This window comes from Cysteiniphilum halobium, from assembly GCF_003574425.1.
Classification (GTDB): Bacteria; Pseudomonadota; Gammaproteobacteria; order Francisellales; family Francisellaceae; genus Caedibacter; species Caedibacter halobius.
The window spans coordinates 1-25,285 of record NZ_KZ984540.1 but is presented as its reverse complement, the minus strand read 5'-3'; the positions used below and the strand labels follow the sequence as shown (position 1 = coordinate 25,285).

Here is a 25,285-nt window from a genome sequence, read left to right as displayed (position 1 = left end):
TTCAACATTCAACATTCAATTATCCTATTTTTATTGCAAAATACGCAATATATAATTGATGATAATTCACTTTATTTCAACATCAATTTTATAGCACAATAAGTCTATCGGCGAATTTTGATTTAATCACTTAAGAACAGTAAAACAATGAGGTAGCTGCATATGAAGATCCAAAGTAATATTTTCGAAGTCAAAGAATACAACTTAGGCGTTAGCAATGAAACGATTGTTGCCGGAGGTCGCCATTTATTCTCAAAGCTGCCACAAGCATTTGCAGGCATCAAACAGATTGGTGTGATTGGTTGGAGTAATCAAGGTCCAGCGCAAGCGCAAAACTTACGTGATTCACTTGCTGGCACTGATATTAAAGTATGTGTTGGTTTACGTGCTAACTCTAAATCAGTAAAATCTGCTGAAGCAGCAGGCTTCTCTAAAGCCGATGGCACATTGGGTGAGATGTTTGATGTCATATCTAAATCTGATCTATCCATTATTTTGATTTCAGATGCCGCACAATCTGAGATTTACAAAGAAATTTTTGCCGCAGCAAAACCAGGTAGCACCATCGGTTTTTCACATGGCTTTTTAATCGGTTACATCAATACAATCAATGCACCCATTCGCAATGATATTAATATTATTGCCATGTGTCCAAAAGGCATGGGTTCTTCAGTAAGAAGACTGTATGAGCAAGGCAAAACCGTCAATGGTGCGGGCATTAACAGTAGCATTGCTGTTTATCAAGATATCAACGGGAAAGCCACAGATTACGCCCTTGCTTGGGCAATTGCATGTGGTGCACCTTTTGTTTTCCCAACCACTATAGAGATGGAATACCGCTCAGATATTTTCGGTGAACGCGGTGTGTTGCTCGGTGCAGTACATGGGATTATCGAAGTGCTTTATCGCTACTTCACTGATCATGGTGTTAAGCCGGAGGAAGCTTTCAAACGCACTGCCGAAGCAATTACGGGCAGTATTTCAAAAACCATTTCAACACAAGGCCTGAAAAAAGTTTATGATAGCTTCAGCCCAGAAGATAAAGAAAAGTTTGAAAACGCTTACAATGCCGCATATGAACCATGTTTAGATATTCTTTTTGAAATCTATGAAGACGTTGAAAATGGTAATGAGTTTCGTTCAGTGACCTCAGCAGGCAGACGCCACGCACGCCTACCAATGGGCAAAATCGATAACACTGACATGTGGAAAGTCGGTGAAAAAGTGCGCAGTCAACGCGACAACAATAATATGCCAAATGACCCAATCACGGCAGGTGTTTATCTTGCTTGTATGATCGCGCAAGTGGATATCTTAGCTGAGAAAGGGCATAGCTATTCAGAGATCGTTAATGAAACAATTATTGAAGCTGTTGATTCACTTAACCCTTATATGCACTTCAAAGGCGTTGCTCACATGGTTGATAACTGCTCAACCACTGCGCGTCTTGGTTCACGCAAATGGGCTCCACGCTTTGACTATAACTTAATGCAACAAGCAATACCGGCAATTGACAAAAAAGCACAAGACAATAATGCACCTTTTACAAAATTTGCGAACCACCCAGTGCATGAAGCATTAGCTGTATGCTCAACCTTACGTCCATCCGTTGATATTAGTGTTGTTTGTTAAAACAAACATGACTATACTCTTACCGTGAAAGCGATTCAATTTAATGCCTTTGGTTCACCTGAGGTTTTACAATACACAGAGGTTGACACGCCTAAGATTGATCCCGCTGATCAAAACATGCTGTTGATAAAGGTTATCGCAAGTGGTGTAAATCCTATTGATGCTAAAATCAGAAATGGTTCAAGTTTTGCTAGTGCGAATATTCAATTTCCCTCAGGTATCGGATTTGATATCAGTGGAGAGGTGATTGATAAAAGCATTGATGTGCAAGATATTGCAATAGGTCAGCACATTATTGGACGTCTTGGGTTTGATAATATTAATGGCTATAGCCAATATTGTAAGATTAAAACCAATCAAGTAGTGATCAAACCTGAAAAACTCACTTGGGAACAGGCAGCTTGCCTACCTATAGCGGGGCTTACCGCCTGGCAAGCGCTCCATACACATGGCAAATTACAACAACACGAGCGTGTCTTAATCCATGCTGGCGCAGGAGGTGTCGGACATCTGGCCATCCAATTAGCCAAAGCAGCAGGCGCCTATGTAGTAACAACAGCCTCCAAGAAAAATCATGACTTCGTTAAGTCGCTTGGTGCAGATGAAGTAATTGATTACCAGCTTGCGCCATTTGAAAACATGATCAACAATATTGATCTTGTCATTGACCTAGTTGGTGGCGATACAGGTATTCGCTCATTTAAAACATTAAAGTCTAATGGGCGCTTAGTAACTATTCCAACCAATACTAAAGATAAAGTACTGACCTATGCCAGCAATTTTAATCATCATGCCTGTGGCATGTTGGCTGAAACTAATTTATCCCAACTCAACACACTTGCTAAGCTTTGTGCAGATGGACATTTATATATGCATGCGCATACTATTTTTGCTCTTGAAAAGGCTTATGCCGCACACCAGTTACTTGAGACAGGGCATACAATAGGGAAAATTTCTTTGCGCTGCGTATAACGGATTGATCACTTTTCTTCAAGCTGTGTTGACTTCAATACACTATCCGTTTGCTCCTGACGATATTCTTTCATCGCCGTATTATATTTGCGATGCTCAACAGCCAACATGCTGCAAGCAAATAAAGCGGCATTGACAGCACCGGCGCGTCCAATAGCAAATGTCGCAACGGGAATACCTGCTGGCATTTGCACAATGGAAAGTAACGAATCCTGCCCTGATAAGGCCTTGGATTGTACCGGCACACCAAGCACAGGAATATGTGTTTTTGCTGCCAGCATTCCTGGTAGATGCGCAGCACCTCCGGCACCAGCAATAATCACTTTTAAACCTTTTTGCTCTGCTGTTTCAGCATATGTAAATAATAAATCTGGTGTGCGATGTGCTGAAACAACTTGTACTTCATACGGGATACCTAATTGTTTCAAAGTTTCTGTGGTGTTTTTCATCGTTTCCCAATCAGACTTGGAGCCCATAACGACACCAACTAGTGGTTTACTCATTTTTTAAAATCTCCTCTTTCTCAATAACACGCAAGACTTGCGCACAGATCCATTCATAAATAAATTGAAAACTATGTCTACCTTTATTGCTAAAGCGTACATGATGTTCTTGTTCAAAACTTCTATTTTTAACATGATTATGTGCTTTAATAATTAAAGACAGATCATCAACCAGTTGCGCACTTTTGCTCCAAAACCCAAGCATGCCATTGGTTTGCAACTGCACACTTAACTTTGGCTTAGTTTCGGTGACTGGCATCAATTGTGCTAAATGACTGTATACATAGCCTTTGGTCACGTCCTTTTGCATGCTCACGCTAACCTCTCCTGATTTAAGATAAGTCTTAAGTACTTCACTGGCATGTTGCTTAGTCGTTGTTGCCAAAAACGGTTCAACAACTTTGGTGATCTCATTAGCAAGCAAGGACACATCCTGTGCAGTTGTGACATGCAGTTTAACCTCAAGATATGGATATGCCGCGCGATAACCTAACTCTAGCTGATACTCAGCAACTAATGGACTCAACATATTTGCTATATGCGCTTCTGAGGCGCCTAATAATTGCCATTGATAGCGTACCGGTATGTTATGCAAGTTCAGATGTAGCAATCTAGGGAAAACCTCTTGGTCAAACATTGGCAAGCATTCATGTGGAGGCCCCGGCAGCATAAATAAATGCTTATTATCGACATTGATATAACATCCATCTGCTGTACCCTGTTTATTAACGAGCACTTCAGCATCTTGAGGAAAATAAGCCTGCTTTTTGTTATTCTCAGGCACAGTAGCAAAGCGACTGGAAATACGCATGAAAATTCGCTGCCAAGATGCTTCATTAAACATTAACGGTTTATTAAAAACTTCCGCAATCGCCTCACACGTCTTATCATCTTCTGTTGGCCCCAGACCACCAACGGTAATGACGACATCATGCTCTTGCAGTAAAAAATAAAGGCTTTTTTTAAGCTTCTCCTTGGCATCAAAACAAACAAGATGTAATCCTGGTTGAAAACCATGCTCATAGAGTTTTTCAGCCAACTTAGGCGTGTTGGTATTAATAATATCACCGGTTGTAATCTCATCTCCTGTTGCTAAAAACCCAATGCGGCTTACTTCAGATTGCAACGCACTCATACTATCAATAAACACGCTATCGGCACCATCAGCAAGCAGTTTGTGAATATCTTCATCCGGTAGTGCGCCAATGGAGTATACTAATACGGTGTGAAAAGCTTCTTTTAACTGAGCGATCCGCTGACGATTAAGTACAGCACTATTAATACCAAGGGCAACACAACCCCACTGATCAAATTTCTTCTTTGTTTCACTAAAAATTTTATGCACTTCATCCGTCCAGCTTTCAACTTCAAGTAAAAACTCACAGGCTATCGTTGTTTTACTCTCTGCCAATTGTGCTAAAACATACTCTGAGAAACTTGATAATAAAATACGTGAATGTAGTTTCGAATAACTATTGACAAGACCCAATAAATATTTAACTAAACGTGCCTCATAACCAGCATCAAATTGAGTTTTAACTTTAACCTCAATATTTGTGTATAAATCAGGCTTGGTTGCCATCCAGAGTAAATATTCATCCAATGTTGGAATCTTGGCATGCGTCTCCGGGAAGCGGTCATTTAATACATAAAGCTCAGCAATATCAGTCCATGCCTGATCTGTTAGATCAACATCTAACCCTGTGAGCTTTTTAGCATTATTATCATGAAAGATAAAAGGCACATTATCCGCACTTAGCTGCACATCCAGCTCAATCCAACGCACACCCGCCTGATACGCTTTCTCAAATGCAAGCATCGTATTTTCAGGGGCAACTTTATTCGCACCTCTATGGGCGATAAACTTACTTATCTTCATGTTGTGACAACTCCAACTCTGATTGCTCAACAATATCTTTTGGCAAAGACTTTTTCATATGCACCCCCATGTTTTCTAGCTGTATGGCTTGAGAGATCAGATTACCTCTACCTTTAGTTAACTTATTAAGTGCACCATCGTAAGTCTCTTTGGTTTTATCTAACTGCTTACCAAGTGTTTCAACATCTTCAACAAAGCCACGAAACTTATCGAGCATCTTGGTCGCGCGATCGGTGATGTCACTGGCGTTTTTATTTAAACTTTCATACTTCCACGTATTGCGAATGGTACCTAATGTTGCTAATAAGGTTGTTGGTGTTACGATAATAATACGTTTTTTAAAGGCTTCTTGAAACAAACTATCATCATGCTGAAACGCCACAACAAAAGCTGCTTCAATCGGCATAAACATCAAGATAAAGTCTAATGAATTGACTTGTGATAAGCGCTCGTAATTTTTAGAGGACAATAATGTAATATGCTGACGAATCGCTTCGATATGTTTTTTAAGATATTCCTGCCTTGAGTTATCGCTATCAGCACGCGTATAGGCATCATAACTCACCAAAGAAACCTTAGCATCAATGATCACGTCTTTACCATCTGGCAAGTGGACAATTGCATCAGGACGCATGACTTTGCCATTGTCCTCCTCATCACTTGCTTTAAAACTTGTCTGCACATCATACTCATGGCCTTTACGCAAGCCCGATGACTCAAGTACACGCTCAAGCACCACTTCACCCCAATCACCTTGCAGTTTTTTGTCACCCTTAAGTGCCTTAGTGAGGTTTTTTGCCTCTTTATTCATCTCTTGATTTAATTCAAATAGCTTATTGACTTCCTTTTGCAATGAAGCGCGTTCTTTAGCTTCATTGACATAGACATCATCCACTTTCTTTTTGAACTCATTAATATCATTTTTAAAAGGTTGCAAGACTTCCGCCAAATTGACTTTGTTTTGTTTGGCAAACTTCTCACCCTTTTCCTCAAAAATACGATTTGCCAAGTTTTCAAACTGCTCAGTTAAGCTCTTTTTGGCATTCTCTAATAATGCTATTTTTTCCTGTGCATTTTGCTCTTGTGCTTCAATGTGTTTTAAAAGTTTTGAGCGCTCTGCTTGAAGTGCTGATTTTTCTTCAGTTAAATTGTCCATTTTAACAAGCAATGTATCATACTTGCTTGATAGTCGAGTCAATTCAGCCATTAAACGCTCACCATCTTTAGCTAGGGAGTCAATCTTGACTTCATCACTGGCTAGTTTATTTTGTAAATTAAGCACTTCCTCACTACGAATTTCAAACTTTTGTTTGGTCATGCTAAGTTCTTGGCTTAAACGCTTTTCCTGGTCTTGATAATGTTTGTGATCCGTTGTTAACACTAAGTTTTGTTGTTGGCTTTGCTGCAGTTGAGTTTCTTTATCTTGTAGTAGCGTTTCAACATCAAATAATTTTTGCTCAAGCTCTTTTAATTTCACTTGCTGTTGTTTACCAGAAGCTTTAACGAATAAAAACCCAATGACAAGCCCCAATACAAAGGCGACAATGATCAAGATGATCAACATAACTTTCCCCTTTTATTATAACCACAACCACCGCAAAATGATTTACGATGGTATATGCTGTGATGATTTTGGCTATATCATGCCATAAAATGAATGTTATCGCTTGTAAATATCACAGGAAACTTCAAAGATGATTAAGCACCTTTGAGTGCCTTAATTTGTTTTTTAACACTTCATAAAGAACTCCTATCTGGCCTGGTACTAAGGATCGTTCGCTGAGAGGTAAAGTTGCTTAAATTTCCTATTTAAAAATAGTATTTTATACTTCGCACTTTTTCTGCTAGCATAGGCTATTTGACTTGCCTGTAATGCCCCATGTATTTACCTATACTGGTCATTATAGGAACTTTTAGATAATGTTAACATAGACTCTAGGAACCATTCTTTAAAACAAGAAAATTTATAAGTACCGTTTTTATTTTTGGATTCCGCATAATTTCTTATAATCCATTATTATAGGATTACAGGTTAGTACAATTTGAGAACTATAATGTAAGCATTTGGTTCTAACAACTGTTTACAGAGTTTTTTGTCTTAACCTAGCCCTTACTGCATAAGCATTTTTTAGTATTTTAGTAGGCAATTTTACCTCTCAGCGAACGATCTTTAGCGCCACCAGGCCTCTTTGGTTGAAACGCATGCATATCCATATTTCATTCTGCTTTACTTAACTAAAAATGCTTACACAAACATAATAAAATCATACAAGTTTAGCATCTAATGTAAAGCCGCATTGTTGCGTTAAGATGATAAATTTATATATTATCTGCTAAAACCTTCGTTTTTTCAGACATTAAAACAATATCTATTCTAGATAAAAGTCAACACCTTGGCCGGTATTATCTTTCCAGTTACACTTTGCCCCTTCATAATTTTCTACTACAATATTAGGGTTAGCAGGCCCATTTGCACCTACTACAAAAGTACATGACTTTGTTTTATGTTGAGATGCATCTGCATTTTTACTGGTATCAATAGCAGTGATTGTATAAGCAACATTAAAATCACTACCCACTTTAAAGCCAAATCCATAATCTACAGGGCTACTTTTTGTTACTGAAAAATTCATATCATCACTGGAAGCTATTCCAGACACAAAGTATGGCATTTCATTTGGGGCTATACTCGTAATTCTAACATTCCATGGTTTCAAATCACTAGAATCATTTAAAGCATAAATATGATGTGAAGTATGAACGTTATTAGCATAGCTAGATCCAGCTATTGTTAATAAAGCTAGTGAAATTATTTTCTTGTGATTCATTTTTCATTTCCTTTATTAAGTTTGTTATAATTTAACGCGGTGTTGATATTAGGCTATCAACCTATCCTTTCTAACAAATAACCAAAGGGGAAAGTCAATAGAGAATTACAGAATTTCTCTGTAAAAGAGTCAACCATAAACCAAGGATCTTTCAGAAACCTGAACCCGCGCTCAACACCTTGCTGATCTTTGTAAGCAGCAAATAGCATCTTGTCATTAAGCCTCTCTTCATTTAGTTGATTGGTGGCAATAATAAAACGTCCTTTTCGGTTAAGATATTGAGAAACCTTGTGCTCATTCTCTTTTATATGGCTAAGCACCTTAAAGCCTACCACATCAGGATTTTGCCTTTTTTTGGTCTACCACTACCTTTATGCCTGCTTACAGGCTCTATGGTTGGCTCAATTAAATGGTAGCTGTATTTTTTGTTCAATTTCTTATGAGCTGCTAACGCATCCGCTTTGCAACTAAACATCTGGTTACTAAGATGCCAAGCTTCTTTTTCACAAGCTTGCAACTGCTTGGCTAAAAGCTTATCAAAGGTCTTTTTCTCACGTTGACAGGCTTGTTCTGAATAGATAAGTAACCATCGTTGCTCGATACCACCATACTGACTTCGCTGTACGCTATACCGATAACCCTTGTCTAACTCTACCCAGGTGTATTCATCGGTGTCACGCTCTAGCAAACTTGCGGCATCTTTTATACTCTCAGGAACTCTGCTTACCCATAAGTAATGATTAGAGAATAGCAAACGCTCTTTGCTATACAAGGCCGAGTCAGCAACCCAAATAAAGTCGTCTGAAGTTTGCGTTTTAAGCGATGACTGAAACTCCCTAACACGAGCTATCGTTTGATGAAAGCTACACTTGTCTGAACTATTGCCATCTTGTGGTTCCATCCAAAATGGAATTTGCGCATCACCACTGACTGCCATGGATAGCATCACTTGCTTTAAGTCAGGACGATGATCCTTTGAGTAGCCATGTTTGACCTCAATTGTTTCCACTTCTGGCGTATCATACTCACCATGCAATACAAAACTCGTCGAATCCAAATGTGATAGTTTGCCCAACAAGCCTTGTTCTTGCGCTATTTCAAAAGCAACTTCACCAAAAAGCTTACTTGCTCCATATGCAGAAATCTCATCTAAGGCCTTACCCAGCGTGTGATCATCCAGGTGCTTAGCCTTGATGTCTTCATTAAACAATTGCTCCATGCATTTGCTTTCAAAAAATTGCGGTGTCAAATATAGGCGGCGGTTACTAAAACCTAAGCCATTAATGATCATTGCCATAATCGCGATGCCAGGCTGTATCACCCGACGAGGATCATCACTGCCTATGCGTGCGTTAATCTTTTCTACTAGATTTAAATCCTGGCAACTGGCTGCAACCAATCCATGGTGATCCATTACTTCACTGCTTGTTGTATTATCTGCTATTTGTAAATTCATTCTTCACTTTAACGGCATGATTTTATGCGCCACAACAGGAAGCTTTACTTCACCTAAAAATAATTCCAAAGCCAAGTATGGTTTTAAATTTGCTGGTAATTGATTGTCATAAAGTGAATGGTATTGGGCTTTAATGGAAATAAATTGACCTTCATTGCGAATATTAACTGAATGATCATCTAATATAAATCCACACACTACAGGACACTAAGTAATTTCTCCGTTTGAATTTTTGTTAATTTTAGCTCAAATACAAGCTTAATTGATGCTATAATTTTACTCGTACTAATGACAACTTCTGACAATGATTTGCTAATAAAATTCATGCCCTTACGGACAATCGAGCGTTGGGGAAAACCATGGTTTTTAAGCTTTTCTGGGTAAATTTCCATAAGCATGTCACCCTGTCGATAAGACCAAACCAACGCTAGGGTTAAGATAAAAAGGATGTTGCTTAAGCGATCTGGGTCTGTGATATGTGTATCTTCCCAGTTAAAGCCTCGTGTTTTCATTGCGCTAAAAAGTGTTTCGATCTCCCACCTCTTGCGATATTGATCAAAAGATGCTTTGCCATGATAATCAGATACCAAAATAAGCAATCCCCCAGTGTCTAATCGGCGTGCACAGACGTAAACATCACAGCCCAATACATTACGAGGCGATTTCAAAACCGCTGATTTACCTGATTTTAAATTGGCAAACATTTTTTTGAATGACATGGTTTTTCCTTTACTATTGGTTACCAAAAAGCATTCTTTAGCTCGGATGGTGTATGAAATCTTATGACTTTTAAGGTAGGCGATCCAATCACCACTTAAAAATTCTCGATCACAGAGCACGCATTTCATTTGACTTGGGGCTATGAATTGAAGTAGCTGGTCAAATAATTTGCGTCGATCCTCAAAGTCTGAGTTACCACATTTCTTATCTGTCAGTAGTGACCACATAAATGGAATTGAAACGCCTTTGTATGCGATGCTAACCACTAGATAGTTGATGTGCTTTTTGCCAAATTTCCAATTAGTCCTATCCATGCATAAAGTGATTGGCATCGGTAATGCAAAAATCTCACAAATGCTTTGATAGAGGCGTTTGTGTGAGAATGTAAAGCGTTTCATGAAGCGCTGCAAACGTTTATAAACGGATGTTTCTTTACTTTTTGTTGGGAAACTTCGTGCAAGTTTTGCCATATTAATACTTCGTACAACAAATAGTCCCAAAATAATGAATGTTAGGCATTCTAAAGTGTGACGAGTATCGTTAAAATAGTGCTTAAGTAGCTGCTGAAGTTCCTTTGCGTGTTCCATGCTTCTTTTTATTACGTTTTTAGCAAAACAAAAATGACATGAAAACGCTTAAAAATAAAGGGCTTCAGTGGCTACTGTCCTGTAGTGTGATAAATCCATTATCTAATAAGGCTTTGAGCAGTGACTTCCTAAAATCACGTAGTATTTTACGTTGAGCATCTTTTTTACGCTGCTGATTAGGATTTTTATAGATCAATCTAAAATCACAATCTTCACTCATTCTCTGAATAATTTTATGCGCCTTAGCAAGTGCCGTACCACCTTGAAAAATTAACTCAAAATACTCATGCTGAACTTTCATAAGCACAGATATTGCCTTGGTAACAAATAAGTCTTTCTCAATAACATATGGCGCTTGTAAGCCTAATTCCTCAGCACCTAGGTTAATCAACTCCCTAAGTTCATCATCGGAATAATTATGAAATTTATTACTCAAAGCGCAGCTCCATGCCTCTATAAGATATTGTCCTACGGAACCGATCCAAAATTTTAGTTGCTGGATTCGCTGGCACTTGTTGAGATTCACCCGCATTATAAGATTTCTCAGCTTCTGAAATATCCCAGCGAATACCCAATCTGGTTAATGCTTCCCTAGCGACAGCGACAAATCCATTTGGTAGATAACTTTTACCTGTTAATTCAGAATAAGATAAACGCACATAAATCCCATAGCCTAGTTTTGCAATCTTTCCTTTTTTTATTAATGCATTCAAAGCACGGGTAACCTGCCTATCGCTATCTAACAATATAAAATCCTCGCGCAAAATAACGTCACTTGACGCATTCTGTATATATTGCCATAACTTATATTCTGTCGTTTCTTCATATTTTACTTTCATGATAGTTACCTTGCCAAAAATGGACAATTAATGTTAATCAAACATATTCAGTGGAAAGTTGTCACACTGGCCACGAGCTTCGTGGCCAATTCAAATTGATGATGGAAATAAAAATTGCTAAATAACAGCATTTATAATTGCAAGCCGCCAAATCTATTGCTCATAATAACAGATATTATATTGGTAGCCTCGTTCCACCAAAAACATCTGACGGTTTTGACTGAAGTCTTGCTCATCACTATTTTTTGTCACCAAAGTATAAAAATGTGAAGGAGAGCATAAAAAAGTGTGGTGAATAAACGCACGTCTCTTATTCTTGAAGTATTAACAAAAAGTTATACTCATCATCATTATTACTCATTGGTTAATTAAATATTAACTTGATACACTAAAACCATAGCAAGAGAATAGATAACAATTCTCTATATTCCAATAATTCAACTAAGGAGATATGCCATGAAAAAGTTACTCGGAATTATAAGCGTTATGTCATTAATTTTGGTAGGTTTTGGCTCTGTCAATGCAAGAGATAGTGATTTTTATTATAATCAGCATTATTATGCCCAGCAACACTCACAGCCAGATTGTGTTAATTGTGATGCAAAATAATACAAATACATTTTGACCAATATTTTTACATAACAGGAAGTCGAATCTAAGTCACATTCTGACGCTAAACACGGATTACAAAAATTTGCTTTTCTTTCGTCACTAGATTGATTGTGATGTATCACCTGATGACGTGGCAAACCATATCGTTACAGTTTTCGATCTCAACTACCGGGTGATCCAAAATCTTTAGATTAACCGGATTTTAAAATTAATAAGTCGAGATTGATAACTCTTCATATACGGTATAAAAAATAGGATTAAGTTCTTTAAGTGGTTCCCTAAGCTGATCAATATCTGTTGCTGGAGCATGAACTTCTACACTGACTAAATCCGATACTTTTAACATATTGCCAATTATATCACCAACATTTTCTATATGATGAAGCAATGCTTTATAATCTGTATATGCCTCTCGACAATGTGCTACCATATCATCAGAAATAGTATAATTATAAAAAAGACAACCTTCCTCATTTTCAGCTTTACTAATTGCCTGAGCAATGAAAGCCTTAAAGTCTTCTAATTTACCATCATGAATTTTGAAATATGGAACAATACTGCAAAAATTTTTATTTAGCATTAGCCGCTTCCTTTAACAACTTCCCTGCTGAGAACTTAGGCGACTTAGATGCTTTAATTTTCATCGTCTCACCTGTCTTGGGATTACGACCATTGCGTGCTGCACGATGGCTCACTTCAAACTTACCAAAACCTGTAAAACTAACCGCATCACCATTTTTGACAATATCCGTCACTGATGCAATGAAAGCATCAACGAATTTATGTGCATCTGCTTTTGTTGATCCGGCTTTCTCAGCAACAAAAGCTTCAAACTCGCCTTTGTTATGTATTTTTACTGCTTTTTTCTCTGCTTTCTTAGTCATGTTTAAACTCCGTTACGTTGACTCTAAGTCAAAATATACCGTAAAGCCTTTAATTACAACGATAATTACGCCAAATACAGATAATTATGAAAAAAACATAATAAACAAGGGAAGAGACCTATTTTAAAATCACTATGACTGGTTTACTGACGAGACCCTTAAAGGGTCCCAAAAATTTTATCGCCAGCATCACCAAGCCCTGGAATAATATATGCCTTTTCATTGAGACATTTATCAATTGAGGCAGTATAAAGCGCAACCTCAGGGTGTGCTTTTTCAAGGGCTGCGACACCTTCTGGTGAAGATAATAGAGTTACCACAATAAAGTGTTTACATCCGTTGGATTTAAGTATTGAAATCGTCTTATTAATTGAGCCGGCAGTTGCAAGCATTGGATCTAGGATCACTGCAGTTCGTACGTTGAGATCAGCACAAGCCTTGAAATAATACGCGCGTGGCTTAGCCGTTTCTTCATCCCTTTCAAGACCAACCATTGTCACTGGTGCATTAGGTAATAAGGAAAGTGCACCATCTAGCATACCAAGTCCTGCACGCAGTATTGGACAAAAAGTTGGTAGCGGTTTTTTAAGCATTGGTACCGCAAGTCGTCCTTGCCAATGCTCAATAATTTCCTCTTCAAGCATTAATTCACTTAATGCTTCATAACACAACAACATTGCAAGCTCGCTAGTGATCATTTTAAAATTACGACTTGAGGTTGACTCATCTCTTAATAGACTTAACTTATGCTGAACAATGGGATGTACAATTTCATGGGTTTTCATTGTTCTACTTTCCTGCTTAAAAAACGTCTTAATAACAAATTATCTTGAATATATGCCTGTGAAATCCAACCATAGGCTTCAATACATTCCTGATACTCTGCTTCACTATGTGTTACTAGAAACTGCTTCTTTATTGCCTGTTGTTGCAAACGTGTCACAACATCGGCATTATATTGTGCATACGCTTTATTTTCGCTAGTCATCGACTCCACTAAAAATCCCACTGTTGTCAAAATATCAACATACTGCGTCATTGTCGTTGGATAAATCGTTAACCCTTCAAGCTCACACATTTTTTCAACAAGCTCTCCAAAACCCAAACCATCTGGGCTTAACCAGTCATTAACAATAAACAACCCACCCTTTTTGCACACTCGATGTACTTCTTTAAACAGTGGCAATTTATTATCCACATGCGCCAACACTCCTTTGGAAAATATTAGATCAAAGCTTAGATCTGCAAAGGGCAAAACTTCGGGGTTCTCTAAGTGATAGAAATGCGTGTTTGATTTCTTGTAACGCTTATTTGCATGCTTGACCATATCCGCATTAATCTCAACACCGTGATAGTCAAGGCTTGGATATTTACTTGAAATATACTGCGCTAAACCACCTTGACCAAAACCAATTTCTAATACTTTTTTATTGTTAATATCCGCACCTGAAAATAGCTGATCAATGGCTTTACTTCCACCTTCTGACATCATACCCTCACCATAGCAAAGCTCAAGTAATGAGCAATATTCTTGCGGGTATTCATCGATAATTTTCTGATAATCCATTACTTTTCCTATCATTTAATATTCAACAGCGCTCAACTTTCACCTGTGTTGCTGTCAATACTAAAATGGGCAGCTTGCCTTTACTACAGGATATTGTGCCTTTAACGCATCTTGATACCATTGGTTGAAATCATTTTTATGATGCTTATAAAAACTATCCATTTTCTTGATTAACCACTTTCCATCTTTGGTTTTATTGGTCATAAAGACTTTTTGACTAACTGTATTGCCTGGAATAGAATTTAAGTCAAACTTAAGCCCATTATCACTTAATAAACTGCCTTGCATATCCGCTCGATATTGCACTTCAATTTTGTCAGTAAACATAACGATTTTCTTTTGAGGATATTTATTCAAACAGGCATATACTTCAGCATTAGTTGGCAGGATTGTTACTTTAGCATGACGAATATAGCTCTCAGCAAATGGCTGATTGGTACCACCTTTGTTCTCAATGACGGTCACATCTTGTTGATCAATACTTGCAAGGTTCTTAAAAGTAGACTCATTTTCCTTAGAAAAAATAGGTGCCTTTTGATTCGACAACACGCCCATTGACAAATAAAACATTTGCTTGCGTTTTGGTGTGTAGCTAATACCACCCATTGCAATATCACATTTTTTCTTAAGGTCATCACTTAAGGTTGACCATGTACTATGTACAAATTCGACTTTGCGCTTAATCTTATGCGCAAACTCTTTTGCCACAGTGATTGCAAAACCTTTATATTCCCCGGTGCTTGCATCATATGACGTCAATGGCGGATAATCTCCTGTGGTACAAACGCGCAATAGTTTTTGGCTAGCTAAAGCACTATTGCTAAATAAGACCATAGCTGTCGCCGCACAGCTTGTAAAAATGATTTTTTTAACTCTTTGAACTTGCATTATTTTCCCCTGATATGCCATTTATCATTTATATCTTTTGTCCTTGCTTAATCTAAATAAACAGATGTATTCTACAACCGTTTAAGGCAAAAGAAAACATCATCACAATCCTCATTTCTCAGTAGGATTAAACAGCTAATACAAGAATTTCAAGACCAATTTACCCATTTTAAATTTTCATATAGACGATATATTATTTTTATTTAAGCGGTTCAATCTTTATGGCAAGGTAAGGCCGTATGAGACACCTAATTACAAACATTCATTTATCAAGAGTGAAAGCAAGCCGATTGCCCAGAGTCATCTGCTCAAAGTCTTGTGCCTTTGCTACTGCTTTTTGCAGATCTTGGGCTTTGGTTATATAGCTAACAACAGCAACGCCATCAACACCACACTGCCAAACATCAGACATTTGCGGCTCAAAAATCCCACCAATCGCGACAAGTGGTGTTTCTTGACAAAGCTTGCGCCATATGCGCAATTTCTCCAATCCCTGTGCATTAAACTTCATCTCTTTAGTCGTTGTTGGATAGATTGGCCCCAGCGCAATATATGATGGTTTAAGCGTTAATGCCCGTGCTAACTCAATATAGTTATGTGTACTCACCCCTAAACATAATCCTGCTTGAGCAATCTTATGCAAATCTGCAGTATCCAGATCCTCTTGCCCTAAGTGCACACCAAAACATTGATATTTAATCGCCAGCTGCCAGTGATCATTGATAAACAAAGATAAGTCATATGCCTTGGCAATACTGTTTGCTTTTTTAATTTGAACTTCCAAATCACTTAGTGACAAGTCTTTTAGTCGCAATTGAATGGTTTTAACACCTAATTGTGCCAATTTTTCCAACCAATCAACATGATCAACAACGGGATAAAAACCTATTGGATAAGGCATTCGTCGGAAACTTTCATTTTCAACTTTTTGATAGCTAACCTTCGGTAAGAAACGTACATTATCCATGGCATCTTGAGCGTAATAGCTTAAATATCTAACCTCTAATTGGGGTAGCGCATTAATAGCTGTATTCATCTGTTGTGATAGATGGTACTTAGCAACACAGATCGCCTCTGTTATTTCATGATCTTGCGCCACAAGAGCCGCAATACTGCTTGCCAAGGCACAACCTGTGCCACGTACATTGCCTACATAGACTGTTTGGCTTTGATAATGCACGCCTTTCTCGGCTTCAAGTGTCAAATAATCACCACCCTTTTGCTTTTCTAATAAGGCATGCCCACCTTTTAATAAAACGTGTTGCACTTTACATAAAGATTTTAGTCTATGCGCAATTTCAACAGGCGATTTTTGATCGATATCGCTATCATTTAACAAACTAGCCGCCTCAGACAAATTTGGTGTTAACAGGTAGCATAATGGTAATAACTGCTGTTTTAATGCACGAATAACATCCGTATTCATCAACATGCCACCGGAGCTTGTCGCAAGCACTGGGTCACAGATATATTTTACCTGTGGGTTAGCTTGTAAAAATTTGCTTAATATCCCAACCTGAGCAACCGAAGCTAGCACGCCACTTTTAATTACTTGCGGTTTATGCGCATTGACAATAGCTGTAAATTGCTCATAGAAAATAGCATCATCAACAATGTTAAGCGCTATAAAATCACTATTATTTTGCACAGTATTTGCTGATATCACCGCAGCACAATCTATCTTAAAGTAGTTTGCAACTTTGATATCTTGCAAGACACCTGCGTGTGCAGTTGGATCAATTCCACCAATGACTAATAGGTTTGCTTTATTATTATTTTTCATCATTACATTTTACTAAATTTGATGCCAAAATGGCGTATCTTGCAGTGGAGTACTCGCCTGCGCTAACTCTCTTTGTGGCATGCGTTTGGCTAAATACGCTTTTCTGCCAGATTCAATCGCTAAACGAAAAGCATCTGCCATCAGTGGTGGGTTCTCAGCTAATGCCACCGCACTATTTAAGAGCACACCATCAAAACCAAGCTCCATTGCAAATACTGCATCTGATGGTGTACCAATACCTGCATCAACGATAAGCGTTATGTCTTTCAAGCGTGAGCGCAATAGTTTAAATGCTGACGGGTTAACAATGCCTTGCCCACTGCCAATGTAAGAACCTAGCGGCATAATCACTTTACAGCCTAGATTTACCAACTGTTGGCAAACAATTAAATCATCCGTACAATAAGGTAGCACCTTAAACCCTTGATCGATGAGAATTTTTGCCGCTTTAACAAGCTCAAACACATTAGGTTGTAATGTATGGTTATCACCAATCACTTCAAGCTTAATAAAATCGGTATTAAAGATTTGTCTTGCTGCCTTGGCAATCATCAACACTTCATCTGCTGTTTTACAACCTGCAGTATTGGGCAAAACATGACAATTACTCTGCTGTATACTTTGCCAGAAAAAGTTATTTTTACCCCCATGCAGTTCGCGCTTTAATGCCACAGTAACCATTTGCGTCTGAGACTTATCAATCGCACCACACATACTATCTAAGCTCGGATAAAGTGCCGTTCCCAAAAGCATACGTGACTCAAGATTTACATCATAAAGCTGTAACTTCCCCATCTAACCACCTTGCATCGGTGTGAGGATGTCAATCTCATCACCTTGTTTAATTTGTGTTGTGTCATAAGCACTGTAATCGATAATTGATTTATTGACAGCAACCGCAGCGTAACTTGATGCAAAACCAATATCAGTTAGTAACGCTTGTAATGATTGCTGACTTTTAAGTCGTTTTTTCTCACCATTTAATACGATCTCTATCATGCTTGCTCCACTACTTTTATACTATTTTTTATTTTATCAACAACCTCTAGCGCATAGATAGGTGCTAAAAGATAGCCATGCCGATAAAATCCATTGAGTGTTATCAGATTATTCTGTTGTATGAGCCTTGGCAAGCCCTCTTTAAAGCAAGGACGTACTTGGGTGAAATTTTTTACAATCCTCGCCTCCACAAATCCCTCATCAACTATCAGCAAAGCGCTCAATAAGGCTAACTGTGAAATCATACTAATCTGACTTACATCCTCTGATTGCACAATCGTTGCACCAATATAATAAAATCCACCTCCACGTGGCACGATATATAATGGAAAGCGCGGGTGGCATAACCTAGTAATCACCTGAATATTGACTTCTGGTGCATAAACCACTAAAGCTTCACCACGAATACCATATAAATCATTGAAACTATCCTTGGCACCCAGACCACGCGTGTCACAGACATAATCATAGTCTTTTTTAAAGCCTTGCAAACGTGCTTTTGAAATATCCTGTAATAAGTGCAAATGAACTTGCGGATGACGCATTAAGTAAAGTGCTGATTGACCAAAGAATCTCGGCACATGTACACATCCTTCGTTCTCGATATGAAGCATACGATTTAATAATTTATCTTTATAATATTGGTCTGCTAATACTGTTTGCGCATAAGCGTGTTCACATAAACTCAAACTTCTAGCACGCTCGATTTTGGTTTCAAGGTCACTCAGGTCAAAAGGGTGAGCTACAATATTTGTTCCCGTTTGTGTAAAAACCCCACCTGATAACCACCGATCAATATCCATCCAAGCCTCTGTCGAAGCATGCGATATATCATAGATTTTTTGCCCTTCATCTAACGCTTCAGATACCGGAGCGACCATTCCTGCAGCGACATAACCACAACTTGATTTACCACTGAAATCAGCACTTTTTTCATATAGATCAATACTGATATCAGACCCTGATTCAAGCAGTGTTAGTGCCAATATACGCCCAACAAGGCCACCACCAATAATTGCAATCCTTGTGCTATTCAACATGATAAATTTCTGCACCTTGTGCTAAGAAATCCTCACTTTTTTGCTGCATGCCTTTGGTCGCAACATCAGCCAAATCAATCTTATGCTCTTTGGCATAGTCACGTACCTCTTGTGTAATTTTCATCGAGCAGAACTTAGGCCCACACATTGAACAAAAATGTGCAAGCTTATGCCCTTCTTTTGGTAATGTTTGATCGTGAAAGCTTTGTGCCTTTTGTGGATCTAGACTTAAATTAAATTGGTCTTGCCACCTGAATTCAAAACGTGCTTTTGATAAGGCATTATCACGAATTTGCGCACCAGGGAACCCCTTGGCCAAATCTGCTGCATGCGCTGCTAATTTATAGGTAACAATACCCTCACGCACATCTTCTTTATCCGGCAAACCTAAATGCTCTTTCGGTGTCACATAACACAGCATCGAGGTACCATACCAGCCAATTTGTGCCGCTCCTATCGCTGAAGTAATGTGATCATAGCCAGGTGCCACATCCGTTACCAATGGTCCTAAGGTATAAAATGGCGCCTCAAAACAATCTTTAAGCTCTTTGGTCATATTCTCTTTAATCATTTGCATTGGCACATGCCCAGGGCCTTCGATCATCACTTGCACATCGTTATCCCACGCACGCTTGGTTAACTCACCCAAGGTCTCAAGCTCAGCAAACTGTGCTTCATCATTCGCATCTAAAATGGAACCAGGACGCAATCCATCACCTAAAGAAAAAGCAACATCATAAGCTTTCATAATCTCACAGATCTCATCAAAGTGTGTGTAGATAAAGCTTTCTTTATGATGCGCAATACACCATTTGGCAATAATTGAGCCACCACGTGAGACAATACCTGTTAGTCTTTTAGCGGTTAAATGAATATATTTCAAACGCACACCGGCATGAATGGTGAAATAGCTTACCCCCTGCTCGGCTTGTTCAATCAGCGTATCACGAAAAATCTCCCATGTGAGTTTTTCTGCTTGACCATCAACCTTTTCAAGTGCTTGATAAATCGGTACCGTACCAATTGGCACAGGCGAATTACGAATAATCCACTCACGCGTTTGGTGAATATTCTTACCCGTTGATAGATCCATCACTGTATCTGCACCCCAACGGGTTGCAATGACCATTTTTTCGACTTCTTCAGCAATCGATGAGCTTACCGCGGATGTCCCAATATTTGCATTGATTTTGACGCTGAAATTGCGTCCAATAATCATCGGTTCCATCTCTGGATGATTAATATTACTTGGAATGATCGCGCGTCCCAAAGCAATCTCCTGACGTACAAACTCAGGCGTTATTTCTTTAGGAATATTTGCGTCAAAATCAACACCTGGATGCTGCTTGAGCAAAATAGGATCTTGAATATGTGCATTTGCACGTTTGAGATTCTCACGCATGGCAACATAAGTCATTTCTTTGGTGATTATTCCACGACGCGCATAATGCATTTGTGTAACATTATGGCTTTGTTTTGCCTTTAATGGCTTAGCACGTTTGGGAAATGCTAAGTCTTTTTGCGTATGGGTAAATTCGGCACTAAAGTCTGCTAATGTCTCAATCTCATTATTATCTTTAAGCCATGCTTGGCGCAATTTAGGTAGACCCTCAACCAAGTCATGACGATACGACTCATCACTATATTTACCCGAAGTGTCATATACCGCAATCTCAGGATTTTGTACACGCCCTTGCTCACTCAACGTATCACTTTGGGTAATATAGCGAAAAGGTACTGGAAGATTATCCTCTGTTTTAAGATATTTCTTTGTCGATGCAGGGTAGGCTACTTGTAAATCAGATGACAAAGTCAATGCTTCGGTATTACGATGCTTAGATGATGTTTTTTTATGCTGTGGCATGTATGGCTCCTTGAGATTTTGCCTTTTACATGCGTAGGAAAACTTTTCGTGATATATTGCGCTGATCGCTTCGCTTAGACACAATACAAAATACAAATCGTCATAACAACTTCCTACGCTAGTACTAACTAGTTCAGGTACAAAGGGTTACAAAATTTGCATTTTGCTCTCAGCTAAGTGCACCCCTGTTGTAAACAATGGTTATCGTAAAGTAATTTTTTGGAGGTGTCTACTACTAGATTTTGCTCTTAACATAAATCGGCTATAACCATATTCCTGCCCACTTTGATTGTGTAAGCGTTGGCTGAGCGTAAGTCGAAGCCTTTATGAAGTATGATTTTCCCAAGCTACCCACTTCGACTGATGCTCAGTGCATCGCTTCGACTTACGCTCAGGGTACGTTGAGCACTTGTGGGTGAGCATTTAGTCTTAGCCCATAAATCTTATCTAAAAATGCGGAAATAGCATTTGGAAATATGAGTGAGTCAATGCTTGACCGATAAAAGAATATAATATACCAGCAAGTGCGATGGAGGGACCAAAAGGAATCAGCGAGGTTCCTTGTCGCTTTATTAAGCTTATAACGATAGCAAAGACAATGCCAATTACCGCACTGGTGAATATCAAAAACAGTAAGCTTGGTGCACCAAACCAAGCACCAAGTGCTGCCATTAATTTAAAGTCACCATAGCCCATACCTTCTTTCTTAGTAAGAAATTTAAATACCCAAAACACAACCCACAATACGCCATAACCAAACACCGCTCCTAATATTGCTTGTATTGGCGAGCTGAAAACAAAAGCGCAATTTGCTAACAATCCTATCCATAGTAATGGCAAAGTAAGGTTATCAGGTAACATAAAATGCTTGAGATCAATTACTGCTAGTGGGATTAAAAAGAAATACATCAAACATAGCAACAAAGCAGCAGGTGTCACTCCAAAATAGCAGAGTGTTAAGAATACTAAAAGACCACTTAATAACTCAACAATAGGATAGATTAAAGATATTTTCGCGTGACAAAAACTACATTTACCACGCAAAAAAACAAAGCTTAAAATAGGAATATTATGCCACGGTTTCAATCGATTGTTGCACTTTGGACAAGCTGACTGACGGCTAATGTTTTCAAGCCTGTCACTACCTATCTTAGATGGCGAGATCTTGAGGATGTCATATGCTTGATCTTCATATTGTTTGTCTAGTATTCTGGGCAGACGCATAATCACCACATTTAAAAAACTGCCAACACAAATAGCAATAACGGTTGCTGCAATGATAATAATAGGTGATATCTCGTTTAAAAATTCCATAACCTAAGTTCAAAAAAGTAGATTTCCCATGAGTATATACAGATTAAAAAAAGCGAAAACAAAAACTTTGGTAATTGATGCTTAACCGAGCATTAATATTAGGATATACCACTCGTGAATCATTTTGCGTTGTTTAATGTCAAAGAAGTTTTTGATAATTGTGAGTCATTGGATTGCAGGTAATAGCAAGGACTATTAGCAATATCAAATGGCTCAAAAGAACAAGAAATTCAATGGCAGAAAGACTGTAAAATGGTTTGCGGGTGGTATATACTTGCCGGTGTTTTCGTTTTTGTGTCGATCAGAACATGAAAATTTTGTTAAACAAACCATAAAGTAAATAGTGAGAAAGATATGAATTTACATGAATATCAAGCAAAACAGCTTTTTGCTGAATACGGCTTACCGGTATCAAAAGGTTATGCTGTTGAAAGCGTTGAAGAAGCGTTGGTTGCTGTTGATAAAATTGGTGGTGACATGTGGGTTGTTAAGGCTCAGGTTCACGCAGGCGGTCGCGGTAAAGCTGGTGGTGTAAAACTTGTTTCTAACAAGGAAGATGTTGCTAATTTTGTGAAAAACATGATGGGTACGCGTCTTGTTACTTTCCAAACCGATGAAAACGGTCAGCCAGTTAGCAAAATCCTTATCGAAAGCTGCACTGATATTGCCAAAGAATTATATCTAAGCGCGGTTGTTGATCGTAGCACGCGTCGCATTATCTTTATGGCATCGACTGAAGGTGGTGTTGAAATTGAAGAAGTTGCAGAAAACACACCTGAAAAAATCTTCAAAGAAATTATTGACCCAGTCGTGGGTGCGCAACCTTATCAAGCACGTAAAATTGCGTTTAAGCTTGGCTTAGAAGGTAATCAAATCAAGCAATTTACTAAGATCTTCTTAGGCCTTGCGAAAATGTTTCAAGAAAGAGATCTTGAACTGTTAGAAATCAACCCATTAGTAATCACTAAAGAAGGCAATCTTCACTGCCTAGATGCTAAAGTAGCAGTTGATGGCAATGCACTATATCGCCAGCCACAATTAGCTGAATGGCGTGACTTATCGCAAGAAGATGAGCGCGAGGCACGCGCTGCTGAGTGGGAGCTTAACTATGTTGCTTTAGATGGTGACATAGGATGCATGGTTAATGGTGCTGGTCTTGCAATGGCGACAATGGATATTGTTAAACTGCACGGTGGACGTCCTGCAAACTTCCTAGATGTGGGCGGAGGAGCTACAAAAGAACGCGTATCAGAAGCATTCAAAATCATTCTATCTGATTTAGCGGTTAAAGGTGTATTTGTTAATATCTTCGGTGGCATCGTGCGTTGTGACATGATTGCTGAAGGTATTATGGCAGCGGTTGAAGAAGTTGGTGTTAAAGTACCAGTTGTCGTTCGTCTTGCTGGTACAAATGCTGAGTTAGGTGCTAAAAAATTAAAAGAAAGCGGCTTGAATATTATTGCTGCTAATGGGTTCACAGATGGTGCGAAGAAAATCATCGAAGCAGTTAAAGAGGTATCTCACGTATGAGCGTTCTAGTTAATAAAAATACAAAAGTTATCTGCCAAGGCTTTACTGGTAAGCAAGGTACTTTCCACTCAGAGCAAGCCATTGCTTATGGTACAAAAATGGTTGGCGGAGTCACGCCAGGCAAAGGTGGTACAACACACTTAGGTCTACCGGTATTCAACACAGTTCAAGAGGCAGTTGACGCAGTGCAACCTGATGCAACAGTTATCTATGTGCCTGCACCTTTTTGTAAAGATTCTATCATTGAAGCGGCTGATGCTGGCATCAAATTGATCGTATGTATTACTGAAGGTATTCCCGTTATGGACATGCTTGAAACTAAAGTTTATGTTGAACGCTCAGGTTCACGTTTAATCGGTCCAAACTGCCCAGGCGTTATTACGCCAGGTGAGTGTAAAATTGGTATTATGCCAGGTAACATTCATATGCCAGGTAAAGTAGGTATTGTATCACGCTCTGGTACCTTAACATACGAAGCAGTGAATCAAACAACAGCTTTAGGCTTTGGTCAATCAACGTGTATCGGCATTGGTGGCGATCCAATTCCAGGCACTAACTTTATCGATGCTTTGGAGATGTTCCAAAACGATCCGCAAACTGAAGCAATCATCATGGTCGGGGAGATTGGTGGCTCAGCTGAAGAAGAAGCTGCTGAATACATTAAAAACCACGTCACTAAACCGGTTGTATCATACATCGCGGGTGTAACAGCACCTGCTGGCAAGCGTATGGGTCACGCAGGTGCGATCATCTCTGGTGGTAAAGGTACAGCTGCTGAGAAATTTGCAGCACTTGAAGCTGCTGGCGTTGCTGTTAGCAAATCACCTGCTGAATTAGGCAAAGTCCTTCAGCAAGTTACTGGTTGGTCGGTTCCAGCTTAATCACCTATATTCTTTTCAAGCGCATATCTGTGCGCTTTTTAGTTTCTTATAGTTTATTTACTTTCATTGCACTAAAATTTTGTCTGTATACTTTTAAATTGTATATACTTTCAAAGAGCTAAGCTAACGTTTAGGAGATTAACATATGGCAAATACACTTTACGATAGAGATTTCTATGCATGGACCCTGCAAACCGTCAAAGCACTTAGAAAAAAAGCTTTTGATAAAGTGGATATAGAGCACTTAGTTGAGGAAGTAGAAAGTATGGGTAAGAGTGATTTTAGAGAGCTTAAAAGTCGTTTGATTGTACTTATTGCACATTTACTAAAATGGGAATATCAAGAGAGTCAAAGAAGCACTGGTTTGCAAGGAACTATTAGAAAACAACGCAACTCAATAGATACCCACGGGCTAAACCCGTGGTACTTAAGCGGCAAGCCGCTGCATAACTACGTTATGCGTTACAGATCAAGTTCGATCTGACCTGAATCCTCTTGCCCTTCATC

The 25,285-nt window shown here is 38.7% G+C and carries 26 protein-coding genes, 1 pseudogene and 1 riboswitch; of the genes and pseudogenes, 6 read left to right on the top strand and 21 right to left on the bottom strand.

All coding sequences use genetic code 11. The annotated features are described in order from the left end of the window. The first annotated feature begins 162 nt into the window (after positions 1-162). Together DNK85_RS00405 and DNK85_RS00400 are read left to right on the top strand one after the other, a co-directional pair. Positions 163-1,632, top strand: coding sequence for a ketol-acid reductoisomerase (locus DNK85_RS00405; RefSeq protein ID WP_119327614.1), 1,470 nt, complete (start codon positions 163-165; stop codon positions 1,630-1,632). Between the two features lie 24 nt (positions 1,633-1,656). Beyond that, positions 1,657-2,604 carry an NADP-dependent oxidoreductase gene (locus tag DNK85_RS00400; protein ID WP_119327613.1) on the top strand — a complete coding sequence of 316 codons (948 nt, stop codon included), beginning with the start codon at positions 1,657-1,659 and terminating at the stop codon, positions 2,602-2,604. Positions 2,605-2,612: 8 nt separating this feature from the next. On the opposite strand, the gene purE is transcribed toward DNK85_RS00400, so the two are convergent. The 10 genes from purE to DNK85_RS12325 all read right to left on the bottom strand — a co-directional run bounded on the left by purE (position 2,613) and on the right by DNK85_RS12325 (position 11,713). After that, positions 2,613-3,107: a 5-(carboxyamino)imidazole ribonucleotide mutase gene (gene purE, locus DNK85_RS00395; RefSeq protein WP_119327612.1), complete on the bottom strand. Its 495-nt coding sequence runs from the start codon at positions 3,105-3,107 to the stop codon at positions 2,613-2,615. Further along, positions 3,100-4,986: a glycerophosphodiester phosphodiesterase family protein gene (locus DNK85_RS00390; RefSeq protein WP_119327611.1), complete on the bottom strand. Its 1,887-nt coding sequence runs from the start codon at positions 4,984-4,986 to the stop codon at positions 3,100-3,102. The genes purE and DNK85_RS00390 overlap by 8 nt, the downstream gene beginning before the upstream one ends. Continuing rightward, on the bottom strand, positions 4,973-6,550 hold the full coding sequence (rmuC, locus tag DNK85_RS00385; RefSeq protein ID WP_119327610.1) for a DNA recombination protein RmuC: 1,578 nt from the start codon (positions 6,548-6,550) through the stop codon (positions 4,973-4,975). The genes DNK85_RS00390 and rmuC overlap by 14 nt, the downstream gene beginning before the upstream one ends. An 805-nt stretch (positions 6,551-7,355) precedes the next feature. Next, positions 7,356-7,814, bottom strand: coding sequence for a hypothetical protein (locus DNK85_RS00380; RefSeq protein ID WP_119327609.1), 459 nt, complete (start codon positions 7,812-7,814; stop codon positions 7,356-7,358). 56 nt (positions 7,815-7,870) lie between these two features. Further along, positions 7,871-8,149, bottom strand: coding sequence for a hypothetical protein (locus DNK85_RS00375; RefSeq protein ID WP_119327608.1), 279 nt, complete (start codon positions 8,147-8,149; stop codon positions 7,871-7,873). Further along, complete coding sequence (locus DNK85_RS00370; protein ID WP_119327607.1) at positions 8,143-9,270, bottom strand: IS1634 family transposase; 1,128 nt, start codon at positions 9,268-9,270, stop codon at positions 8,143-8,145. Before DNK85_RS00370 ends, DNK85_RS00375 begins: the two co-directional genes overlap by 7 nt. 197 nt (positions 9,271-9,467) lie before the next feature. Next, positions 9,468-10,577 carry an IS4 family transposase gene (locus DNK85_RS00360; protein WP_119327605.1) on the bottom strand — a complete coding sequence of 370 codons (1,110 nt, stop codon included), beginning with the start codon at positions 10,575-10,577 and terminating at the stop codon, positions 9,468-9,470. Between the two features lie 64 nt (positions 10,578-10,641). Next, positions 10,642-11,013, bottom strand: a complete 372-nt coding sequence (locus DNK85_RS00355) for a nucleotidyl transferase AbiEii/AbiGii toxin family protein (protein WP_162896439.1) — start codon at positions 11,011-11,013, stop codon at positions 10,642-10,644. Then, positions 11,006-11,416 carry a conjugal transfer protein gene (locus DNK85_RS11440; RefSeq protein ID WP_162896438.1) on the bottom strand — a complete coding sequence of 137 codons (411 nt, stop codon included), beginning with the start codon at positions 11,414-11,416 and terminating at the stop codon, positions 11,006-11,008. The genes DNK85_RS00355 and DNK85_RS11440 overlap by 8 nt, the downstream gene beginning before the upstream one ends. A 153-nt stretch (positions 11,417-11,569) precedes the next feature. Beyond that, positions 11,570-11,713, bottom strand: a complete 144-nt coding sequence (locus DNK85_RS12325) for a hypothetical protein (protein ID WP_119327603.1) — start codon at positions 11,711-11,713, stop codon at positions 11,570-11,572. Positions 11,714-11,872: 159 nt separating this feature from the next. Between DNK85_RS12325 and DNK85_RS11435 the strand changes: the two genes are divergently transcribed. Beyond that, positions 11,873-12,025: a hypothetical protein gene (locus DNK85_RS11435; protein ID WP_162896437.1), complete on the top strand. Its 153-nt coding sequence runs from the start codon at positions 11,873-11,875 to the stop codon at positions 12,023-12,025. Positions 12,026-12,236: 211 nt separating this feature from the next. Here DNK85_RS11435 and DNK85_RS00345 read toward each other — a convergent pair whose 3' ends face one another. The 11 genes from DNK85_RS00345 to DNK85_RS00295 form a co-directional block, all read right to left on the bottom strand. Beyond that, positions 12,237-12,608 (bottom strand): putative quinol monooxygenase, encoded by a 372-nt coding sequence (locus DNK85_RS00345; protein ID WP_119327602.1) that lies wholly within the window; start codon positions 12,606-12,608, stop codon positions 12,237-12,239. Next, positions 12,598-12,912 carry an HU family DNA-binding protein gene (locus DNK85_RS00340; RefSeq protein ID WP_119327601.1) on the bottom strand — a complete coding sequence of 105 codons (315 nt, stop codon included), beginning with the start codon at positions 12,910-12,912 and terminating at the stop codon, positions 12,598-12,600. The genes DNK85_RS00345 and DNK85_RS00340 overlap by 11 nt, the downstream gene beginning before the upstream one ends. Before the next feature lie 158 nt (positions 12,913-13,070). Beyond that, entirely contained in the window at positions 13,071-13,697 is a 627-nt protein-coding gene (upp, locus tag DNK85_RS00335) for a uracil phosphoribosyltransferase (protein ID WP_119327600.1), read from the bottom strand. Next, positions 13,694-14,479, bottom strand: a complete 786-nt coding sequence (locus DNK85_RS00330) for a class I SAM-dependent methyltransferase (protein ID WP_162896436.1) — start codon at positions 14,477-14,479, stop codon at positions 13,694-13,696. Before DNK85_RS00330 ends, upp begins: the two co-directional genes overlap by 4 nt. 60 nt (positions 14,480-14,539) lie before the next feature. Continuing rightward, positions 14,540-15,367 carry a transporter substrate-binding domain-containing protein gene (locus tag DNK85_RS00325; protein ID WP_162896435.1) on the bottom strand — a complete coding sequence of 276 codons (828 nt, stop codon included), beginning with the start codon at positions 15,365-15,367 and terminating at the stop codon, positions 14,540-14,542. Positions 15,368-15,629: 262 nt separating this feature from the next. Then, on the bottom strand, positions 15,630-17,153 hold the full coding sequence (gene thiE / locus DNK85_RS00320; protein ID WP_119327597.1) for a thiamine phosphate synthase: 1,524 nt from the start codon (positions 17,151-17,153) through the stop codon (positions 15,630-15,632). Between the two features lie 9 nt (positions 17,154-17,162). After that, complete coding sequence (locus tag DNK85_RS00315; protein WP_119327596.1) at positions 17,163-17,945, bottom strand: thiazole synthase; 783 nt, start codon at positions 17,943-17,945, stop codon at positions 17,163-17,165. Further along, on the bottom strand, positions 17,946-18,149 hold the full coding sequence (gene thiS, locus DNK85_RS00310) for a sulfur carrier protein ThiS (protein ID WP_119327595.1): 204 nt from the start codon (positions 18,147-18,149) through the stop codon (positions 17,946-17,948). Continuing rightward, the gene (locus tag DNK85_RS00305; RefSeq protein WP_119327594.1) at positions 18,146-19,189 is read right to left on the bottom strand and encodes an FAD-dependent oxidoreductase; all 1,044 of its coding nucleotides are present in this window, start codon (positions 19,187-19,189) and stop codon (positions 18,146-18,148) included. Before DNK85_RS00305 ends, thiS begins: the two co-directional genes overlap by 4 nt. After that, positions 19,179-21,053, bottom strand: coding sequence for a phosphomethylpyrimidine synthase ThiC (gene thiC / locus DNK85_RS00300; protein WP_119327593.1), 1,875 nt, complete (start codon positions 21,051-21,053; stop codon positions 19,179-19,181). The genes DNK85_RS00305 and thiC overlap by 11 nt, the downstream gene beginning before the upstream one ends. A gap of 93 nt (positions 21,054-21,146) precedes the next feature. Continuing rightward, positions 21,147-21,250: riboswitch (TPP riboswitch) on the bottom strand. Between the two features lie 250 nt (positions 21,251-21,500). Further along, entirely contained in the window at positions 21,501-22,367 is an 867-nt protein-coding gene (locus tag DNK85_RS00295; RefSeq protein WP_119327592.1) for a prepilin peptidase, read from the bottom strand. Between the two features lie 348 nt (positions 22,368-22,715). On the opposite strand from DNK85_RS00295, the pseudogene sucC reads away from it, so the two are divergent. From sucC to DNK85_RS00280, 3 genes and pseudogenes are all read left to right on the top strand, one after another. Continuing rightward, positions 22,716-23,897 (top strand): annotated as a pseudogene (sucC, locus tag DNK85_RS00290) (ADP-forming succinate--CoA ligase subunit beta); the annotation flags it as partial. Then, entirely contained in the window at positions 23,894-24,778 is an 885-nt protein-coding gene (sucD, locus tag DNK85_RS00285; protein ID WP_119327590.1) for a succinate--CoA ligase subunit alpha, read from the top strand. The pseudogene sucC and the gene sucD, both read left to right, overlap by 4 nt. A 145-nt stretch (positions 24,779-24,923) precedes the next feature. Then, entirely contained in the window at positions 24,924-25,262 is a 339-nt protein-coding gene (locus DNK85_RS00280) for a DUF29 domain-containing protein (protein WP_119327589.1), read from the top strand. Positions 25,263-25,285 lie beyond the last annotated feature (23 nt).

Coding starts and splice junctions, on each gene's coding strand:
- DNK85_RS00405 (WP_119327614.1), top strand. CDS start 163: ATGAAGATCCAAAGTAATATTTTCGAAGTCAAAGAATACAACTTAGGC.
- purE (WP_119327612.1), bottom strand. CDS start 3,107: ATGAGTAAACCACTAGTTGGTGTCGTTATGGGCTCCAAGTCTGATTGG.
- DNK85_RS00390 (WP_119327611.1), bottom strand. CDS start 4,986: ATGAAGATAAGTAAGTTTATCGCCCATAGAGGTGCGAATAAAGTTGCC.
- rmuC (WP_119327610.1), bottom strand. CDS start 6,550: ATGTTGATCATCTTGATCATTGTCGCCTTTGTATTGGGGCTTGTCATT.
- DNK85_RS00380 (WP_119327609.1), bottom strand. CDS start 7,814: ATGAATCACAAGAAAATAATTTCACTAGCTTTATTAACAATAGCTGGA.
- DNK85_RS00370 (WP_119327607.1), bottom strand. CDS start 9,270: ATGAATTTACAAATAGCAGATAATACAACAAGCAGTGAAGTAATGGAT.
- DNK85_RS00360 (WP_119327605.1), bottom strand. CDS start 10,577: ATGGAACACGCAAAGGAACTTCAGCAGCTACTTAAGCACTATTTTAAC.
- DNK85_RS11440 (WP_162896438.1), bottom strand. CDS start 11,416: ATGAAAGTAAAATATGAAGAAACGACAGAATATAAGTTATGGCAATAT.
- DNK85_RS11435 (WP_162896437.1), top strand. CDS start 11,873: ATGAAAAAGTTACTCGGAATTATAAGCGTTATGTCATTAATTTTGGTA.
- DNK85_RS00345 (WP_119327602.1), bottom strand. CDS start 12,608: ATGCTAAATAAAAATTTTTGCAGTATTGTTCCATATTTCAAAATTCAT.
- DNK85_RS00340 (WP_119327601.1), bottom strand. CDS start 12,912: ATGACTAAGAAAGCAGAGAAAAAAGCAGTAAAAATACATAACAAAGGC.
- upp (WP_119327600.1), bottom strand. CDS start 13,697: ATGAAAACCCATGAAATTGTACATCCCATTGTTCAGCATAAGTTAAGT.
- DNK85_RS00330 (WP_162896436.1), bottom strand. CDS start 14,479: ATGGATTATCAGAAAATTATCGATGAATACCCGCAAGAATATTGCTCA.
- DNK85_RS00325 (WP_162896435.1), bottom strand. CDS start 15,367: ATGCAAGTTCAAAGAGTTAAAAAAATCATTTTTACAAGCTGTGCGGCG.
- thiE (WP_119327597.1), bottom strand. CDS start 17,153: ATGATGAAAAATAATAATAAAGCAAACCTATTAGTCATTGGTGGAATT.
- DNK85_RS00315 (WP_119327596.1), bottom strand. CDS start 17,945: ATGGGGAAGTTACAGCTTTATGATGTAAATCTTGAGTCACGTATGCTT.
- thiS (WP_119327595.1), bottom strand. CDS start 18,149: ATGATAGAGATCGTATTAAATGGTGAGAAAAAACGACTTAAAAGTCAG.
- DNK85_RS00305 (WP_119327594.1), bottom strand. CDS start 19,189: ATGTTGAATAGCACAAGGATTGCAATTATTGGTGGTGGCCTTGTTGGG.
- thiC (WP_119327593.1), bottom strand. CDS start 21,053: ATGCCACAGCATAAAAAAACATCATCTAAGCATCGTAATACCGAAGCA.
- DNK85_RS00295 (WP_119327592.1), bottom strand. CDS start 22,367: ATGGAATTTTTAAACGAGATATCACCTATTATTATCATTGCAGCAACC.
- sucD (WP_119327590.1), top strand. CDS start 23,894: ATGAGCGTTCTAGTTAATAAAAATACAAAAGTTATCTGCCAAGGCTTT.
- DNK85_RS00280 (WP_119327589.1), top strand. CDS start 24,924: ATGGCAAATACACTTTACGATAGAGATTTCTATGCATGGACCCTGCAA.